The following is an 18,465-nucleotide window of genomic DNA, read 5'->3' on the forward strand; positions in this document are numbered from 1 at the left end:
GATCAGCCCTGCCCGTCCGCGGCGGACCGCTCGTCGACGATGGTCGCGGCGACGGCGGAGACCTCGTCGTCGGTGAGCCGGACGGCGCCCTCGGCGTCCACCCGGTAGACGATCGGGTACAGCCGCCGCACCGGGTCGGGGCCGCCGGTCGCGGAGTCGTCGTCGGCGGCGTCGTAGAGCGCCTCGACCAGGCTCCGGGTGGCCGCGTCGCCGGACTGCCCCGGCCGCCACGTCTTCTTCAGCGAGTTGCGGGCGAACAGCGAGCCGGAGCCGACGGCGGCGTAGCCCCGCTCCTCGTAGTTCCCGCCGGTGACGTCGTAGCTGAAGATCCGCCCCGGCGTGGCGCCGGGCGCCGCGTCGAGGTCGAAGCCGGCGAACAGCGGGACGACGGCCAGGCCCTGCAGCGCCGCGCCGAGGTTGCCGCGGATCATCTGGGCCAGGCGGTTGGCCTTGCCGTCGAGGGAGAGCGTGAGCCCCTCGATCTTCTCGTAGTGCTCGAGCTCGACCTGGTAGAGCTTCACCATCTCGATGGCGATGCCCGCGGCGCCGGCGATGCCGATGACCGACCAGGTGTCGGCCGGGTAGACCTTCTCGATGTCCCGGCTGGAGATCAGGTTGCCCATGGTGGCGCGCCGGTCGCCGCCCATGAGGACGCCGCCCTCGTAGGTGACCGCGACGATCGTGGTGCCGTGCGGGGTGATGTCACCGACCGGGATCTGCGGGACCGGCCGGCGGCCGGGCAGCAGGTCCGGGGCGGTGACCGCGAGGAAGTCGGTGAACGAGGAACCCACCCGGTCCAGGTACGCGGGCGGGAACCCGCTCCGGCCAGCTGAATACTCGTTCACCCATCCGCCTCTCCCGCCGTGCTCTGCCGGCGTGACCCGCTGTTCCGCCCGGTGCTGCGCGTGCTCCCCGGGCGCCGCTGCGACCCTACCGGCGGGCTCCCCGGCCGGCTGGCCGTGCCCGGGCCGGCGCCCGCGGACTCCTGGAGCCGGGACAGCGCCTGCCGCTCGCGGTGCGACTCCACGTAGAAGGCCGCCACGTGCAGCAGGTACGGGTCGTCTCGGAACTGGCCGAGCCCGCCGTTGCAGTTGAAGCACAGCAGCGCGCGGACGGCGCCGGTCTCGTGGTCGTGGTCGACGTGCACCGCGGGCGACGACCTACAGATCGCACACAGACCGCCCTGCGCTGTCAGCATCGCGTCGGCGTCCTCCGCCGTGATCCCGTACCGGCGCTTCAGGTGATAGGTGCGCGAACCGCCGACCTTGTCCTTCGCGGCCTTTCCGCGAGCGTTGTGACAGGGCTTGCAATACGTGTAGGCGCCGCTGCGACTGGCGCGAGTGGTGGGGAAGTCGGCCAGTGGCTTGACCTCGTCGCAGTCCGGACACCACTTGCAGCCGTCCGGGACCTCGCGGCCGACCGGGTAGCGCCGAGTCGGAGGTCCGACTCGGCGCATCTTCGACTCCCTCAGGCGCTGACGCGCGTGATCACGGCAATAGGCGGCGAGCCCGTCACGGCGACTCCGGTCCTTCGTGAAGGACTCGGACGGACGGATCTCACCGCAATCAGGGCAGTACTTCTCCGCGACCATTCGACAGATGCCGTGCGAAAAAGCGCACAGGAATGGTCACTGGCCCCCTTTTTGCACATATGACCTGACAAATTCCTCGGCGTTCTCCTCGAGCACCTCGTCGATCTCGTCGAGGATGGAGTCGACGTCCTCGGTCATCTCCTTGTGGCGCTCGGCGACCTCGGTGTCGACCGAGGCCTCGACCTCGTCGGTCTCCTCGCGGGTGCGGGTGGCCCGCTGCTGCCCGCCGGTGTCCCTCGTGGCCATGGCTGCCTCCAGGTGTGTCGTGGCTGGTGCCTGGGACGAAAAGTACCCGGGCGGAGTGACGAACGGGTGTCGGCGAGCGGTCCGTGGACCACGCCCGCGCCTGGGGACTCCCCCGCGCTCAGCCGCCGGTGATGGTGTCGACCAGCTCCTGGGCCGAGGACGTCGACTCGAACAGCCGGCCCACGTGGTCGCGGGTGCCCCGCAGCGGCTCCATGGTGGGGATTCGCACGAGGTTCTCCCGGCCCAGGTCGAACACCACCGAGTCCCAGGACGCCGCGGCGACCTGCGCCGGGTAGCGCCGCAGGCACTCGCCGCGGAAGAAGGCCCGGGTGTCGGTCGGCGGGTGCACCACCGCCCGCGCCACCTCGTCGTCGGTGAGCAGCCGCTGCATCGAGCCGCGGGCCACGAGCCGGTGGTAGAGCCCCTTGTCCGGCCGGACGTCGGAGTACTGCAGGTCCACCAGGCGCAGGCGGGAGTCGCCCCAGGCCAGGTCGTCACGGGACCGATAGCCCTCCAGCAGCCGCAGCTTGGCCGGCCAGTCCAGCCGGTCGGCGCAGCGCATCGGGTCGATCCGGAGGTCGGTGAGCACCTCGGCCCACCGGCGCAGCACGTCGGCGGTCTGCTCGTCGCCGTCCCCGGTGCGGTCGACGTGCCGCTGCGCCATCTCCAGGTAGGCCTCCTGGACCTCGAGTGCGGTCATCCGCCGCCCGTCGCGCAGCCGCACCTTGTGCGACAGCGACGGGTCGTGGCTGACCGCCTGCAGCGCGTCCACCGGCTCCTCGATGCTGAGGTCCTGGGTGAGGGTGCGGGCCTCGATCATGGCCAGCACCAGCGACGTCGTCCCGACCTTGAGGTAGGTCGACAGCTCGGCGAGGTTCGCGTCGCCGATGATCACGTGCAGCCGGCGGTACTTGTCGGCGTCGGCGTGCGGCTCGTCGCGGGTGTTGATGATCGGGCGCTTGAGGGTGGTCTCCAGCCCCACCTCGACCTCGAAGAAGTCGGCCCGCTGGGACAGCTGGAAGCCGCGGGTGCGGCTCTCCGTGCCGATGCCCACCCGCCCGGAGCCGGCGAAGACCTGCCGGGTGACGAAGAACGGGATCAGGCCGCGGATGATCTCCAGGAACGGCGTCCGCCGGTCCATGAGGTAGTTCTCGTGCGACCCGTAGGAGGCGCCCTTGCCGTCGGTGTTGTTCTTGTAGAGCTGGATGGGCACCGTTCCGGGCACCCGCGCGGCCCGGCGGGCGGCCTCGGCCATCACGTGCTCACCGGCCTTGTCCCAGAGGACGACGTCGCGCGGGTTGGTGACCTCCGGCGTCGAGTACTCCGGGTGCGCGTGGTCCACGTAGAGCCGCGCCCCGTTGGTGAGGATGACGTTGGCCATCCCCGAGTCCTCGTCCAGGTCGTTGTGGTCCAGCGCCTGGGCCGGGGAGAGGTCGAACCCGCGGGCGTCGCGCAGCGGGGACTCCTCCTCGAAGTCCCACCGCGGCCGGCGCGGGGCGGGGGCCTCGGCGACCGCCCAGGCGTTGACCACCTGGCTGGACAGCGTGGTCGGGTTCGCCGTCGGCTGGCCGGGCACCGAGATGCCGTACTCGACCTCGGTGCCCATGACCCGCCGCACGCTCATGGGCCAACCCTAGGCCGCGGCGCCGACGCCGTCCGGCACCGCCCGCACGACCGCACGCCAGCCACCCGCGAGCCCTCCGCGGCGCCGGAGCCGGCCCCGCGCACGCCGGCGGCCCGGCCCCGCGGACAGCGGGAACCGGGCCGCCGGTGACGGGCTCGACCGGAGGAGCTACAGGTACTGGCCGGTGTTGGTCGCGGTGTCGATGGCGCGGCCGGACTCGGTGCCCTTGCCGCTGATGAGCGTGCGGATGTAGACGATCCGCTCGCCCTTCTTGCCCGAGATCCGCGCCCAGTCGTCGGGGTTGGTGGTGTTGGGCAGGTCCTCGTTCTCCTTGAACTCGTCGACGCAGGCCTGCATGAGGTGGCCGACGCGCAGGCCGCCGGTGCCGGTCTCCAGCCGCTCCTTGATGGCCATCTTCTTGGCGCGGTCGACGATGTTCTGCAGCATCGCCCCGGAGTTGAAGTCCCGGAAGTACAGGACCTCCTTGTCACCGTTGGCGTAGGTGACCTCGAGGAAGCGGTTCTCCTCGCTCTCGGTGTACATCCGCTCGACGGTGCGCTGGATCATCGCGGCGATCGTCGCCTCGCGGCTGCCCCCGTGCTCGGCGAGGTCGTCGGGGTGCAGCGGCAGGGAGGTGGTCAGGTACTTGCTGAAGATGTCGCGGGCGGCCTCCGCGTCCGGCCGCTCGATCTTGATCTTCACGTCCAGCCGGCCCGGCCGGAGGATCGCCGGGTCGATCATGTCCTCGCGGTTGGAGGCGCCGATGACGATGACGTTCTCCAGGCCCTCGACGCCGTCGATCTCGCTGAGCAGCTGGGGCACGATCGTCGACTCCACGTCGGAGGAGACCCCCGAGCCGCGGGTGCGGAAGATCGAGTCCATCTCGTCGAAGAACACGATGACCGGCGTGCCCTCGCTGGCCTTCTCCCGGGCCCGCTGGAACACCAGCCGGATGTGCCGCTCGGTCTCGCCGACGTACTTGTTGAGCAGCTCCGGGCCCTTGATGTTCAGGAAGTAGGACTTCGCCGCGCGCGTGCCCTCGCCCTGGACCTCGGCGACCTTCTTGGCCAGCGAGTTGGCCACCGCCTTGGCGATCAGCGTCTTGCCGCAGCCGGGCGGGCCGTACAGCAGGATGCCCTTGGGCGGGCGCAGCTCGAACTCGCGGAACAGGTCGGCGTGCAGGAACGGCAGCTCGACGGCGTCCCGGATCTGCTCGATCTGCCGGGACAGGCCGCCGATGTCGCCGTAGTCGATGTCGGGGACCTCCTCGAGGATGAGCTCCTCGACCTCGCTCTTGGGGATCCGCTCGTAGACGTACCCGGAGCGGGACTCCAGCAGCAGCGAGTCGCCGCTGCGCAGCGGGGAATCGGCGAGGGAGTCGGCGAGGTAGACCACGCGCTCCTCGTCGGTGTGCCCGATCACCAGGGCCCGCTGCGTGACCCCGTCGATCGGCTCGAGCAGCTCCTTGAGCATGACGACGTCGCCGGCGCGCTCGAAGCCGCACGCCTCGACGACGTTCATCGCCTCGTTGAGCATGACCTCCAGGCCCGGCCGCAGCGTCTCGACGTCCACCGACGGGGAGAGCGACACGCGCAGCTTCCGGCCGCCGGTGAAGACGTCGACGGTGCCGTCGTCGTGGCTGCCCAGGTAGACGCCGTAGCCGGACGGGGGCTGGCCCAGCCGGTCGACCTCCTCCTTGAGCGTGACCAGCTGTTCGCGGGCGTCGCGCAGCGTGGCGGTGAGCTTGTCGTTCCGCTCGGAGAGGAACGCCGCGCGCCCCTCCGCCTCGGCGATCCGCTCCTCCAGCGCCCGCACCTGCCGGGGGCTCTCGGCCACCTTGCGGCGCAGGAGACCGATCTCCTCCTCCAGGTAGGAGATCTGGGTGAGCAGTGCGGACACGTCACGCTCACGTCGCGCTCGGAACTCGTCGGGACCCAGGCCCATCGCGCACCTCCGCACACATCGGGAGAGCCAGGAGGCAAATCTATACACGCCCGGCGACAGCCTGCCGGGGGCTCGCGGGACACTCGGTCACGGCGCGGCTACGACTGCGTTGCGTCCCCGGTCGAGCGCCCGCCGTCAGTGCTTCTGGGCGCGTCGCTGGCGGGTCGGGGCCACCACTCCCTCGGCGAGCCGCCGCGCGGTGACCAGGAAGGCGGTGTGGGCGACCATGCGGTGCTCGGGCCGCACGGCCAGCCCCACGGCGTGCCAGGGGCGCACCAGCGACTCCCAGGAGTACGGCTCGGTCCACCCGCCCTGCGCCCGCAGCGCCTCCACGTACGTCGACAGCTGGGTGACGGTGGCGACGTAGCCCACGAGCACCCCGCCCGGGCGCAGCGCGGCGGCCACGGTGGGCAGCACCGCCCACGGCTCCAGCATGTCCAGCACGACGCGGTCGACGGTCTCCTCCGCGGGGTGCTCGGCGAGGTCGCCCAGGCGCAGGGACCAGTTGGCCGGCACCTCCCCGAAGAAGGCGCCGACGTTGGCCCGTGCGACGTCGGCGAAGTCCTCGCGGCGCTCGTAGCTGGTGACCGCGCCGCGCTCCCCCACCGCGCGCAGCAGCGAGCAGGTCAGCGCGCCGGAGCCGGCGCCGGCCTCCAGCACCCGCATCCCCGGGCCCACGTCGCCGAAGCCGACGATCTGGGCGGCGTCCTTGGGGTAGATGACCTGCGCCCCGCGCGGCATGGACAGCACGAAGTCGGCCAGCAGCGGGCGCAGCGCGAGGTAGCCGGTGTTGGCGGTGGAGTGGACGACCGAGCCCTCCGGCGCGCCGATCAGGTCGTCGTGGGCGATGGCCCCGCGGTGGGTGTGGAAGAGCTTCCCGGCCTCGAGGACGACGGTGTGCAGCCGGCCCTTCGGGTCGGTGAGCTGCACGCGGTCGCCGGCGACGAACGCCCCGGGCACCGGCGTGCGAGGCTCGGTCTCGGGCGCGTCGGCGGTGTCGGGGGTCTGCTGCTGGTCGTCCACGGGCGGCCAGCCTACGGAGCCGTGGCGAGGCTCTCGGCGCGCGCACTCGGAACTGTCGGCGGCCCGACCTAGCCTCGGGACATGACCACGATGGTGCAGACCGGGCAGCCCGCCGAGGCGGCTGCCTCTTCCCCGGGCGCACCCGCCGACGCGCCGGCGACCCCGCGCCGTCCGTCGCTGTCCCCGAGCCGGGCGGCGGACTTCAAGACCTGTCCCCTGCTCTACCGGTTCCGCACCATCGACCGGCTGCCCGAGCGCAAGAGCCTGGCCGCCCTCCGCGGCACGCTGGTGCACACGGTGCTGGAGAAGCTCTACGACCTGCCGGCCCGGCAGCGCACGGTGCAGTCGGCGCAGGAGCTGGTCGCCCCGGCGTGGGAGGAGCTGCGCACCGACCCGGAGGTCGCCGAGCTGTTCGCCGAGGGCGGCGCGGCCGACGACGACCCGGCCGGCCAGTCGCTGGAGGCGTGGCTGGCCTCCGCGGGGCGGCTGGTGGAGGCCTACTTCTCCCTGGAGGACCCGTCGCGCATCGAGCCGGAGGGCCGCGAGCAGCTGGTCGAGGTCACCCTGCCCGACGGCCTGCTGCTGCGCGGCTACGTCGACCGGCTGGACGTCGCGCCAAACGGGGCGCTGCGGGTGGTCGACTACAAGACGGGGTCGATGCCGCGCGAGGCGTTCGAGGGCAAGGCCCTGTTCCAGATGAAGTTCTACGCGCTGGTGCTGTGGCGCACCCGCGGCGTGGTGGCCAGCCAGCTCAAGCTGCTCTACCTGGGCAACGGCGACGCGCTGACCTACGCGCCCGACGAGGGCGAGCTGGTGCGCTTCGAGCGGACGCTGCAGGCGATCTGGGTGGCCATCGAGCGGGCGGTGGCGACCGGCGACTTCCGGCCCAACCGCACCCGCCTGTGCGACTGGTGCGACCACCAGGCGCTGTGCCCGGCCTTCGGCGGCACTCCCCCGCCGTTCCCGGCGGAGGCCGCGGCCGCCGCCGGCTGGCGCACCGAGCTGCCGGTCGTCGAGCGCGACTGACAGAGGCCCTTCGCCTCCCGCCGCGGGAGGGCCCCGTCCCCTCAACCCTCGCGAGCCCGGGGCGAGGCCCGGACGGGGCCGGGAACGGGGCCCTGCGAGGCGGCCGTCGGGGGTCGTGAGAGCTGCCGGCCGGGGGTTTCCGCCGGGGGCCCTTCCGCTGACCGTCCGCCGGGTCGACAGTGACCTCCGTGCGGGGCTACCGGGCACAGCGGGCCTTCGACGGCGAGCGGGTACTGGCCGGCGGAGCCCTCGTGCTGGTCGAGGACGGCACGATCGCCGGCGTCGAGCCGGGTGCGGCTCCTGCGCCGGCGGGCTGCCCGGTCACCGAACTGCCGGGCACCACGCTGCTGCCCGGCCTGGTCGACACGCACGTGCACCTGTGCGGCGACAGCGGTCCGCGGGCCCTGGAGCAGCTGCCCGAGTTCTCCGCCGCGGAGCTCGCGGCCACGATCACCGCCGCCGGGCAGCAGCACCTGCGCGCCGGGGTCACCGCCGTCCGCGACCTCGGCGACCACGGGTGGGCCGTCCTCGACCGGTCCCGGCGCCCGGACGGCGGCCCCACGGTCGTCGCCGCCGGGCCGCCGATCACCTCACCCGGCGGGCACTGCTGGTCGATGGGCGGCCAGGCGGCCGGGGTCGACCAGCTGCGCGCAGCGGTCCGGGACCGTGCCGAGCGGGGCGCGGATCTCGTCAAGATCATGGCCAGCGGGGGTCTGACCACCCCGGGCACCGACGTCGCCGCCGGCCAGTTCACCGAGGAGGAGCTGCGCGTGGTCGTCGACGAGGCCCACCGGCACGGGCTGCCGGTCACCGCGCACGCCCACGCGCTGGTGGCCGTGGAGCGCAGTCTGGCCGCCGGGGTCGACGGCATCGAACACTGCAGCTGCGTCACCCGCGACGGCGTCCGGACGCCGCCCGAGCTCGCGGCGGCCCTCGCGTGGTCGGGCACCCCGGTGTGCCCGACGCTCGGCCGGACCCCCGGGATGCAGCCCGCGCCGCACGTCCAGGCGCGGATGGCGGCCGCCGGTGCCACCTACGAGGCGCAGCTGGCGAACGTCGCGAGGCTGCGGCAGGCCGGGGTCGCGCTGCTGGCGGGAACCGACGCCGGGATCGGCCCGGCCAAGGCGCACGGGCTGGTGCCGATGGCGGTGGCCGACCTGGTGCACGAGTGCGGGATGCCGGTGGCCGCGGCGCTGGCGGCGGCCACCGGGCGGGCGGCGCGCGCCTGCGGGCTGGGGGACCGGACCGGCCGGCTGGCCCCGGGCCTGGACGCCGACCTGCTGCTCGTCGACGGGGACGTGACCCGCGACGTCACCGGGCTGCAGCGTCCCCGGCTCGTCGTCTCCCGGGGCCGCGAGCTGGCCCGGGCCGGCTAGACCCGGACGCCGTCGGCGTCGCGGGCGGCCAGCACGTCGGCCAGGTGGGCCGGCCGCACGCCGGCCAGGGTCTCGCGCAGCACGAGGCCGGGGGCCGGCTCCAGCGGCTGCAGGGAGGGCACGCCGAGCACCGCGGCGCCGGCGGCCAGCCCCGCGGTCACCCCGGCGAGGGAGTCCTCGAGCACGACGCAGCCGTCCGGCGTCACGCCGAGCGCGGCCATGGCCTGCCGGTAGGGCGCGGGATCGGGCTTGCGGGCGGGCACCTCGTCGCCGCAGACGGTGACGTCGAACGGCGGCACGTCCGGGAACGCCCGGCCGATGGCCTCCAGGACGACGTCGGCCAGCCGGCGGGGGGTGGTGGTCACCAGCGCGGTGGGGACGGCGGCGTGACGCAGCTCCGCGATGAGCTCGCGCGCGCCGGGCCGCCAGTGGATCTCCCCACCGAGCAGCTCGGCCACCCGGTCCTCGATCCACCGCGCGTCGGCGAGGAACTGCTCCTCGCTGCGCTCCACGCCCAGGTCGGTGTAGAGGACGTCCATCGCCACCCGCATGCTGGTGCCGACGGTCCGCTGCCGGGCCGCGTCGGACATGCGGCCGCCCAGCTGCCGGGCCAGGGCGAACATCGCCTCGCCCCAGTACTGCTCGGTCTCGACGAGGGTGCCGTCCATGTCGAACAGCACGGCCTGCAGGGAGGCCCCCGCCGTCGTCCCGGCCGCGGCGTCGCTCCCCAGGCTCTCCATCACGTCCACGGTAGGCGCCCACCGGAGCCGGCCGCCGTCCCGTCGTCCGTGAGATCGGCTACGCCGCGCTCACTCGTCGTCGGTGCGGTAGCCGAGGTTGGGTGAGAGCCAGCGCTCGGCCTCGGCGAGGGTCCAGCCTTTGCGGCGCGCGTAGTCCTCGACCTGGTCGCGGCCGATCCGCCCGAGGTTGAAGTAGCGCGACTGCGGGTGGGAGAAGTACAGCCCGCTGACCGCGGCACCGGGCCACATGGCCATGCTGTCGGTGAGCTGGATGCCGGTGGCCGCCTCGACGTCGAGCAGCTCCCAGATGGTGCGCTTCTCGGTGTGCTCGGGGCAGGCGGGGTAGCCCGGGGCGGGCCGGATGCCGCGGTAGCGCTCGGCGATCAGCTCCCCGCTGTCCAGGTGCTCGTCGGGGGCGTAGCCCCACAGCTGGGTGCGCACCCGCTCGTGCAGCCGCTCGGCGAACGCCTCGGCCAGCCGGTCGGCCAGCGACTCGAGCAGGATCGCGCTGTAGTCGTCGTTGGCCGCCTTGAACGCCGCCACCCGCTCGGGCACCCCGAGGCCGGCGGTGACGGCGAAGGCGCCCACGTAGTCGGGCAGCCCGGTCTCCCGCGGCGCGACGAAGTCGGCCAGGGACTTGCGGGGCGCGCCGTCGCGGCCCTCGGTCTGCTGCCGCAGCTGGTGGAGGGTCGCCCGGACGGCGGTGCGGGTCTCGTCGGTGTAGACCTCGATGTCCTCGCCGTCCACCCGGTTGGCCGGGAACAGGCCGACGACGCCGGCCGCCCGCAGCCACCGCTCCCCCACGATCCGGTCGAGCATCGCCTGGGCGTCCTCGAACAGCCGGCGGGCGGCCTCGCCGGTCGCCGGGTTGTGCAGGATGTCGGGGAACCGGCCGCGCATCTCCCAGGCGGAGAAGAACGGCTGCCAGTCGATGTAGTGGCGCAGCTCGTCCAGGGACTGGTCGGGGAAGGTCCGCACGAACTGGGTGGCCTCGCCGTGCCAGTGCTCGCAGTCCGGCGCCGCGCACACGTCGCGGGCCTGCTGCAGCAGCATGCGGGGCCGCGGCGGGGTGTAGCCGCTCCAGTCCAGCGCCGGCGCCGCGGCGCGCGCGGCCGCCAGCGGCAGCAGCGTGCGGGTGTCCTGCCGGGCCGCGTGCCGCTCCCGCAGCCCGGCGTACTCCTCCTCGATCCCGGCCAGCAGCGCCGGGCGCTGCTCGTCGGACAGCAGGGCCGCGACCACCGGCACCGACCGGGAGGCGTCCTTCACCCAGATGACCGGGCCGTGGTAGGCCGGCGCCACCTTGACCGCGGTGTGCGCCCGCGAGGTGGTGGCGCCGCCGACCAGCAGCGGGATGTCGAAGCCCTGCCGCTCCATCTCGGTGGCGAGGGTGACCATCTCGTCGAGCGAGGGGGTGATCAGGCCGGACAGTCCGATGACGTCGGCGCCCTCCTGCTTGGCGGTGTCGAGCACCGTCTGCGCCGGCACCATGACGCCGAGGTCGACGACATCGTAGTTGTTGCACTGCAGGACGACGCCGACGATGTTCTTGCCGATGTCGTGGACGTCGCCCTTGACGGTTGCCATGACGACCTTGCCGTTGCTGCGCTCGACGTCCCCGGGGCGCTTCTCGGCCTCGATGAAGGGGATGAGGTAGGCGACGGCCTTCTTCATCACCCGGGCGGACTTCACCACCTGCGGCAGGAACATCTTCCCGGCGCCGAACAGGTCGCCGACGACGTTCATGCCGGCCATGAGCGGGCCCTCGATGACCTCGATCGGCAGGCCGCCCCGGGCGCTGATCTCCGCGCGGAGCTCCTCGGTGTCGGCCTCGACGAACCCGTCGATGCCCTTCACCAGCGCGTGGGTGATCCGCTCCCCGGCCGGCAGCGCCCGCCACTCCTCGGTCGCGGCTTCCTTCACCGCGCCGTCGGCGGCGTAGTCCCCCGCGATCTCCAGCAGCCGCTCGGTGGCATCGGCCCGGCGGGCGAGGACGACGTCCTCGATGCGCTCCCGCAGCTCGGCCGGCACCTCGTCGTACACCTCGAGGGCACCGGCGTTGACGATGCCCATGTCCATGCCCGCGGCGACGGCGTGGAACAGGAACACCGCGTGGATGGCCTCCCGGACGCGGTTGTTGCCGCGGAAGGAGAAGGAGACGTTGGAGACGCCGCCGGAGACCAGCGCCCCGGGCAGGTTCGCCTTGATCCAGCGGGTGGCCTCGATGAAGTCCAGCCCGTAGCGCGCGTGCTCCTCGATGCCGGTGGCGACGGCGAACACGTTCGGGTCGAAGATGACGTCCTCGGCCGGGAAGCCGACCTGCTCGGTGAGGATCGTGTACGCCCGGCGGCAGATCTGCTTCCGGCGCTCGAGGTCGTCGGCCTGACCCTGCTCGTCGAAGGCCATGACGACGACGGCCGCGCCGTGCTTGCGGCACAGCCGGGCCTGGCGCACGAACTCCTCCTCGCCGGACTTCAGCGAGATGGAGTTGACGATCGACTTGCCCTGCACGCACTTGAGGCCGGCCTCGATGACCTCCCACTTGGAGGAGTCGACCATCACCGGCACGCGGCAGATGTCGGGCTCGGCGGCGACCAGCTTGAGGAAGCGGTCCATCGCGGCGACGCCGTCGATCATGCCCTCGTCCATGTTGACGTCGATGACCTGCGCGCCGGCCTCCACCTGCTGGCGGGCCACGGCCAGGGCGGCCGGGAAGTCACCGGCCCGGATGAGGTTGCGGAACCGGGCCGAGCCGGTGATGTTGGTCCGCTCCCCCACGTTGACGAACAGCGAGTCCCCGTCGACGGTGAGCGGCTCCAGGCCGGACAGCCGCAGCGCCGGGCGGACCGCCGGCGGCGTCCGGGGCGCCACGCCGGCCACGGCCGCGGCGACGGCGGCCACGTGCGCCGGCGTCGTCCCGCAGCAGCCGCCCACCAGGTTGACGAAGCCGCTGCCGGCGAACTCCCCGAGCACCGCCGCGGTCTCCTCGGGGGACTCGTCGTACTCGCCGAAGGCGTTGGGCAGGCCGGCGTTGGGGTGGCAGGAGACGAAGGTGTCGGCGATCCGCGCCAGCTCGGCGACGTAGGGCCGCATCTCGGCGGCGCCGAGGGCGCAGTTGAGCCCGACCAGCAGCGGGCGCACGTGCCGCACGGAGTTCCAGAACGCCTCGGTGACCTGGCCGGACAGCGTCCGCCCGGAGGCGTCGGTGATGGTGCCCGAGACCATCACCGGCCAACGGCGTCCGCGCTGCTCGAACAGCGTCTCCAGGGCGAAGACCGCCGCCTTCGCGTTGAGGGTGTCGAAGACCGTCTCGACCAGCAGCACGTCCACGCCGCCGTCGACCAGCCCGTCGGCCTGGGTGAGGTAGGCCGCGGCCAGCTCGTCGAAGCTGACGTTGCGGGCGCCGGGGTCGTTGACGTCGGGCGAGATCGAGGCGGTGCGGCTGGTCGGGCCGATCGCGCCGGCGACGTAGCGCGGCCGGTCCGGCGTCCGTGCGGTCATGGCGTCGCACTCGCGGCGGGCCAGCCGGGCGGCGGCGACGTTGAGCTCGTAGGCGAGCTCCTCCATGCGGTAGTCGGCCAGCGAGATCGCCGTCGCGTTGAACGTGTTGGTCTCGATCACGTCCGCGCCGGCCTCGAGGTACTCGCGGTGGATGCCGGCGACGATCTCGGGGGCGGTGAGGGTGAGCAGGTCGTTGTTGCCCTGGACGTCGACCGGCCAGTCGGCGAACCGCTCCCCCCGGTACCCGGCCTCGTCCGGCCGCCGGCGCTGGATCGCGGTGCCCATCGCGCCGTCGAGCACGAGGATCCGCCGCCGCAGCAGCGCGGTGAGCTCGGTGGTGGCATCGGGACGGAGTGCGGGGAACTCGGGCACGGGCTGTCCTCGGAGGTGGTTCGAACACGGTCACGAGAGCGTCCGGCGCCAGGGCTCTGGCAACTCCGACGCGGCGGCGGTGCCTCGTCGTCCTCGAACTGCGGGCTCCATCGTCCCATCCCGGGGGCCTCCCGCCACCATCCGCCCTCGCCCGGTCGCGGGACCCGCGTCGCCCGCGAGGGCGCCGTCGGAGCGGCCGCACGCCCGGACCGACGTAGGCTCGAAGGGTGATCGACCCGAAGTCCACTCCTGAGGACCTGCCGCGGCTGACCGACCCCGTCGTGGTCGTCGCCTTCGAGGGCTGGAACGACGCCGGGGACGCCGCCACCGGGGCGCTGGAGCACCTCGAACTCATCTGGGACGCCACCCCGCTCGCCGCCCTCGACCCCGAGGACTACTACGACTTCCAGGTCAACCGCCCCACCGTGTCGCTCGTCGGCGGGGTCAGCCGCCGCATCGAGTGGCCCACCACCCGCATCTCCGTCGCCCGCCCCCCGGGCGCCGAGCGCGACGTCGTCCTGATCCGGGGCATCGAGCCGAACATGCGCTGGCGGGGCTTCTGCGAGGAGCTCATCGAGCTGTGCCGCGAGCTCGACGCCCGCTCCGTCGTCGGCCTGGGCGCCCTGCTGGCCGACACGCCGCACACCCGGCCCACCCCGGTGACCGGCTCGGCCTACGACGCGGAGTCGGCGGAGCGCCACGGCCTGGACACCTCCCGCTACGAGGGGCCCACCGGCATCCTCGGCGTCTTCCAGGACGCCTGCGTGCAGGCCGGGCTGCCGGCGATCAGCTTCTGGGCCGCCGTCCCCCACTACGTCTCCCAGCCGCCGTCGCCGCGGGCCACGGTCGCGCTGCTGCAGCGCGTGGAGGAGGTCCTCGAGATCCCCGTGCCGCTGGGTGCCCTGCCCGAGCAGGCCGACGACTGGGTGAAGACCGTCGACGAGATGGCCAACGAGGACGCCGAGGTCGTCGAGTACGTGCGCTCCCTGGAGGAGCGGGCCACCGAGTTCGACCTGTCCAACGCCAACGGCGACACCATCGCGCGCGAGTTCGAGCGCTACCTGCGCCGCCGGGGCGGCACGAACTGACCTCGGCCCCGTCCTCCCCGCGCCTCGCACGCTCGGGGGGAACCCGGGACGGGGCCGGAGCCGAGGGCGCCCCCCGTTCCTCGCACGCTCCAGGTGTCGAGTGGGCAGTTGGTGTCGCCGACACGCGCGGACACGCCGGTGCCGGCGGCCCCAACTGCCCACTCGCGCGGATCGGGCTCGCGCGGATCCGGCTCGCGCTGACCGGGCTCACGCGCACCGAGCTCACGCTCGAGGGGGGCCCCGCCGCCGCTGCCTCTCCCCCACCTCACGCGCCCGATGGCGGCGCCTGACGGCGCGGCGGTGTTGGGGATAACGGTCGTATGACGGGCAGCGGATCCCCGCCGGCGACCGTCCGGGCGGCGGCTACTGCAGGCGGAGCAGGGGGCGCATCGCCGACGTGGCGTCGGCGTCGAAGAGCCGGTCGTGGGTGGCCAGCGCGAACCGGTCGGTCATGCCGGAGACGTAGTCCACGACCTGGGTCACCGGGTCGGCCTCGGTGTCCCGGTAGGACGCCGGGATGAGCTGCGGGTGGGCCAGGTGGTGGTCGACCAGCCGGCGGGTGACGGCGATGGCCAGGTGCTTCTGCCCGGCGGCGGTCTCCGAGGCGTAGACCCGCTGGAACATGAACGTGCGCAGCTCGTGCATCGCCTCGAGCGGCTCGGGGGCCATGACCACCGACCCGCCGTCGGCCAGCGAGCCGGCGATGACCGCGTCGATCATCGCGCCCACCATCTCGCTGCCGGGGTCGCCGAAGACGGCGCGGGCCCGGGCCGGCAGGTCACCCACCCGCAGCACCCCGGCCCGGACGGCGTCCAGCGCGTCGTGGGAGAGGTAGCCGATCCGGTCGGCGTACCGGACGCACTCGGCCTCCCGGGTGGCCGGCGGCGGGTCGATCTTCCAGCTGTGCGCACGGATGCCGTCGCGGACATCCCAGGTGAGGTTGAGCCGCTCCAGCACCTCGACGATCCGCACCCCCTGCGCGGCGTGGTGCCAGCCGCCGGGCACGTAGGGCTCCAGCGCGTCCTCGCCGATGTGGCCGAACGGGGAGTGGCCGAGGTCGTGGCCCAGCGCGATCGCCTCGGCCAGGGCCTCGTTCAGCCCGAGAGCCCGCGCGAGGGAACGGGCGACCTGGGTGACCTGCAGCGTGTGGGTCAGCCGGGTGACGAAGTGGTCGCCGTCGGGGTTGAGGAAGACCTGCGTCTTGTGCTTGAGCCGGCGGAAGGCCTTGGCGTGCAGGATGCGGTCGCGGTCGCGCTCGAAGGCGGTGCGCAGGGCGTCCTCCGGCTCGGCGACCGCCCGGCCGCGGGTCGCGGTGGAGCGGGTGGCCGCCGCGGCGAGGGCCTGCTCCTCCGCTCGCTCGCGGGCGGCCCGGTCGACCAGCCGGAAGGCACCCATCAGCAGTCGGCCAGCGCCACACCGAGCAGCGCGTCCACGGCGTCGCCCACCACGCCCGGGGCGCCGTCCTCGAGCTCGTCGTCCGGACCGGCGGCCAGGGTCGCCGCGGCCCAGGCGTCGACGAGGGCGATCGCGCCGGGGCTGTCGAGGTCGTCGGTGAGCCGCTCGCGCAGGCCCTGCAGCACCGGCGCCGCCGGTGCGCCGGCCGGCAGGGCGACGGCGCGGCGCCACGTGCCCAGCCGGGTGCGGGCGCTGTCGAGGAGCTCCGGCGCCCAGAACCGGTCGGTGCGGTAGTGCCCCGACAGCAGCGCCAGGCGGATCGCCATCGGGTCGACGCCCTCGCCGCGCAGCTTGGAGACGAACACCAGGTTGCCGCGGCTCTTGCTCATCTTCTCGCCGTCCAGGCCGATCATCGCCGCGTGCACGTAGGCCCGCGCGAAGGGCTTGGTGGCGGTGAGCGCCTCGGCGTGGACGGCGGAGTACTCGTGGTGCGGGAAGACCAGGTCGCTGCCGCCGCCCTGGACGTCGAAGCCCATGCCGATGGTCTCCAGCGCGATGGTGGCGCACTCGATGTGCCAGCCCGGCCGCCCGTCGACCCCGCGGGGGCCGGCCCAGGACGGCTCCCCGGGGCGCTGCCCGCGCCACAGCATGGGGTCCAGCCGGTTGCGCTTGCCCGCGCGGTCGGGGTCTCCCCCGCGCTCGGCGAAGAACCGCAGCATCGTCGCCTCGTCGTAGCCGGACTCCCCGCCGAAGCCGGGCGCCTGCGCCACGTCGTGGTAGACGTCGCCGGTGCCGTCGTCGAGGACGTAGGCCAGCCCCTCGTCGAGCAGGCCCTCGATGTGGGCGACGATCTGCGGGATCGACTCGACCGCGCCGACGTAGTCGTCGGGCGGGAGCACCCGCAGGGCGGTCATGTCCTCCCGGAACAGCGCCGTCTCGCGCATCGCGAGCACGACCCAGTCCTCCCCGTCGCGCTCGGCGCGCTCGAGCAGGGGGTCGTCGATGTCGGTCACGTTCTGCACGTAGTGGACCGCGTGGCCGGCGTCCCGCCACACGCGGTTGACCAGGTCGAACGCCAGGTAGGTGGCGGCGTGGCCCAGGTGCGTGGCGTCGTACGGGGTGATCCCGCAGACGTACATGCGGGCGGTGCCGGCGGGGTTGGTGGCGACCACCTCGCCGCGCGCGGTGTCGTGGAGCTTGAGCGCGGGACCGGTGCCCGGGAGGGTCGGCAGGAGCGGAGCAGGCCAGGCGAGCACGCCCCGAGCCTAGATGCGCCTACCGACCGCGCCCGTCGGCCCTCATCCTGACGGTGGACGCCGCCCCGTCCCGGAGGAGCCACCGTGGAGCCCGACGAGTACCTGCCGGTCCTGCAGAAGACCAACGCCCGCTTCGCCGACGCCGCCGCCGAGGCGGTCCTGGCGCACGGCTGGCGGGCGCCGGTGCCCGGCTGTCCCGGCTGGACCCTGGCCGACGCCGTCTGGCACCTGGCCGAGGTGCAGCACTTCTGGGCGTGGGTGGTGCGCACCCGCGCGGTGGACCCGGGCACGTACGTCGAGCCGGTGCGGCACCCGGACGACGAGCTGCTCGGCTACGGCCTGGCGCAGTCCGCGGAGCTGGAGACGGTGCTGGCCGGCGCCGACCCGGCGGAGCGGGTGTGGACGTGGGCGCCCCGGCAGGACGTCGGGTTCGTGCTGCGCCGTCAGACGATGGAGGCGGTGGTGCACACCGTGGACGTCGAGCAGGTGCTGGGCGACGTCCGGCCGGTGCCCACCGACGTCGGCCTCGACGGGCTCGACGAGTGGCTGGAGGTGATGGTGCCGGCGGTGTTCCCGCACGGGCCGCCGGACACCGCCCACCCGGTGGTCTTCCACGCGGTGGACGCCGACGCCGAGCGCACCCTGTTCCCCGGCTCCCGGCCGTTCCCGATCGCGGCGCTGACCGGCACCGCCGGGGACCTGCTGCTGGCCGTGTGGCGGCGGGTACCGCTGGAGGTGCTCACCGTGGACGGCGACGGGCTGCAGGCGGCCGCGATGATCGGCCTGGTGCGGCTGGAGTAGCCGCTCACGGCCAGGGAACGGCATACCGCTCGAACGCCTCACCGGTCTGGACGCCGACGACGCAGAACACGAGTCCCGCGGGGTCGGTCATCTGCCAGAACGAGCCCATGTCGGCCAGCCGGCGGGCGCCGAGGGCCTCCAGGCGAGCCACCTCGGCCGGGACGTCGTCGGTCTCGACGTCGACGTGCCACCGCGGCGGCGTCCCCTCCCCGGTGCGCTGCACCTCCAGGTGGAACCCGTCGGCGAAGGAGCCGAGGGAGTGCCAGTCGTCGTCGGAGGGGTCCGGCGTCGCCGGGTGGCCGGTGGCCGCCGACCAGAAGGCCAGCCCGGCCGCGTGGTGCTCCGGCGGCAGGTCGAGCAGCAGGATGGCCAGGCGGCTCCGGTGGGGCATGGGCGCCATGGTGGCCGACGCCCCCGACGAGATAGGGGGGGGGGGGGGGGGGGGGGGGGGGGGGGGGGGCGCGCCCGCCGCGGCGCGGGGGGGG

At 73.7% G+C, this 18,465-nt stretch carries 15 protein-coding genes; 4 read left to right on the top strand and 11 right to left on the bottom strand.

Annotated elements, in window-relative coordinates; all coding sequences use genetic code 11:
* Positions 1 to 2: 2 nt before the first annotated feature.
* The 6 genes from prcB to ACI784_RS16335 form a co-directional block, all read right to left on the bottom strand.
* Positions 3 to 845 (bottom strand): proteasome subunit beta, encoded by an 843-nt coding sequence (gene prcB, locus ACI784_RS16310; RefSeq protein WP_457014153.1) that lies wholly within the window; start codon positions 843 to 845, stop codon positions 3 to 5.
* Positions 842 to 1,591, bottom strand: a complete 750-nt coding sequence (locus ACI784_RS16315) for an endonuclease VII domain-containing protein (RefSeq protein WP_457014154.1) — start codon at positions 1,589 to 1,591, stop codon at positions 842 to 844. Before ACI784_RS16315 ends, prcB begins: the two co-directional genes overlap by 4 nt.
* Positions 1,592 to 1,627: 36 nt before the next feature.
* Positions 1,628 to 1,837 carry a ubiquitin-like protein Pup gene (locus ACI784_RS16320; RefSeq protein ID WP_457014155.1) on the bottom strand — a complete coding sequence of 70 codons (210 nt, stop codon included), beginning with the start codon at positions 1,835 to 1,837 and terminating at the stop codon, positions 1,628 to 1,630.
* A 118-nt stretch (positions 1,838 to 1,955) separates the two neighbouring features.
* Entirely contained in the window at positions 1,956 to 3,461 is a 1,506-nt protein-coding gene (dop, locus tag ACI784_RS16325) for a depupylase/deamidase Dop (protein WP_456924070.1), read from the bottom strand.
* A gap of 168 nt (positions 3,462 to 3,629) precedes the next feature.
* The gene (arc, locus tag ACI784_RS16330; protein ID WP_456924071.1) at positions 3,630 to 5,360 is read right to left on the bottom strand and encodes a proteasome ATPase; all 1,731 of its coding nucleotides are present in this window, start codon (positions 5,358 to 5,360) and stop codon (positions 3,630 to 3,632) included.
* A gap of 180 nt (positions 5,361 to 5,540) precedes the next feature.
* A complete protein-coding gene (locus ACI784_RS16335; RefSeq protein ID WP_457014156.1) occupies positions 5,541 to 6,428 on the bottom strand; it encodes a tRNA (adenine-N1)-methyltransferase in 888 nt (295 codons plus the stop codon).
* Between the two features lie 81 nt (positions 6,429 to 6,509).
* Here ACI784_RS16335 and ACI784_RS16340 point away from each other — a divergent pair, with 81 nt between their 5' ends.
* Positions 6,510 to 7,454: a RecB family exonuclease gene (locus ACI784_RS16340; protein ID WP_457014157.1), complete on the top strand. Its 945-nt coding sequence runs from the start codon at positions 6,510 to 6,512 to the stop codon at positions 7,452 to 7,454.
* A gap of 188 nt (positions 7,455 to 7,642) precedes the next feature.
* On the top strand, positions 7,643 to 8,830 hold the full coding sequence (locus tag ACI784_RS16345; protein ID WP_457014158.1) for an amidohydrolase family protein: 1,188 nt from the start codon (positions 7,643 to 7,645) through the stop codon (positions 8,828 to 8,830).
* Here ACI784_RS16345 and ACI784_RS16350 read toward each other — a convergent pair.
* Complete coding sequence (locus ACI784_RS16350) at positions 8,827 to 9,570, bottom strand: HAD family hydrolase (protein ID WP_456924075.1); 744 nt, start codon at positions 9,568 to 9,570, stop codon at positions 8,827 to 8,829. The genes ACI784_RS16345 and ACI784_RS16350 overlap by 4 nt on opposite strands.
* A 69-nt stretch (positions 9,571 to 9,639) precedes the next feature.
* The gene (gene metH, locus ACI784_RS16355) at positions 9,640 to 13,440 is read right to left on the bottom strand and encodes a methionine synthase (protein ID WP_457014159.1); all 3,801 of its coding nucleotides are present in this window, start codon (positions 13,438 to 13,440) and stop codon (positions 9,640 to 9,642) included.
* Positions 13,441 to 13,667: 227 nt separating this feature from the next.
* Here metH and ACI784_RS16360 point away from each other — a divergent pair, with 227 nt between their 5' ends.
* Positions 13,668 to 14,528 (top strand): PAC2 family protein, encoded by an 861-nt coding sequence (locus tag ACI784_RS16360; protein ID WP_456924077.1) that lies wholly within the window; start codon positions 13,668 to 13,670, stop codon positions 14,526 to 14,528.
* 363 nt (positions 14,529 to 14,891) lie between these two features.
* On the opposite strand, the gene ACI784_RS16365 is transcribed toward ACI784_RS16360, so the two are convergent.
* Positions 14,892 to 15,923 carry an HD domain-containing protein gene (locus ACI784_RS16365; RefSeq protein ID WP_457014160.1) on the bottom strand — a complete coding sequence of 344 codons (1,032 nt, stop codon included), beginning with the start codon at positions 15,921 to 15,923 and terminating at the stop codon, positions 14,892 to 14,894.
* Positions 15,923 to 17,179 (bottom strand): cysteine--1-D-myo-inosityl 2-amino-2-deoxy-alpha-D-glucopyranoside ligase, encoded by a 1,257-nt coding sequence (gene mshC, locus ACI784_RS16370; RefSeq protein ID WP_456924079.1) that lies wholly within the window; start codon positions 17,177 to 17,179, stop codon positions 15,923 to 15,925. The genes ACI784_RS16365 and mshC overlap by 1 nt, the downstream gene beginning before the upstream one ends.
* An 84-nt stretch (positions 17,180 to 17,263) precedes the next feature.
* Here mshC and ACI784_RS16375 point away from each other — a divergent pair, with 84 nt between their 5' ends.
* Positions 17,264 to 17,980: a maleylpyruvate isomerase family mycothiol-dependent enzyme gene (locus tag ACI784_RS16375; RefSeq protein ID WP_457014161.1), complete on the top strand. Its 717-nt coding sequence runs from the start codon at positions 17,264 to 17,266 to the stop codon at positions 17,978 to 17,980.
* A gap of 4 nt (positions 17,981 to 17,984) precedes the next feature.
* Here ACI784_RS16375 and ACI784_RS16380 read toward each other — a convergent pair whose 3' ends face one another.
* Entirely contained in the window at positions 17,985 to 18,371 is a 387-nt protein-coding gene (locus tag ACI784_RS16380; RefSeq protein WP_456924081.1) for a VOC family protein, read from the bottom strand.
* Positions 18,372 to 18,465 lie beyond the last annotated feature (94 nt).

The sequence above is a fragment of the Geodermatophilus sp. SYSU D01186 genome (genome assembly GCF_054050215.1).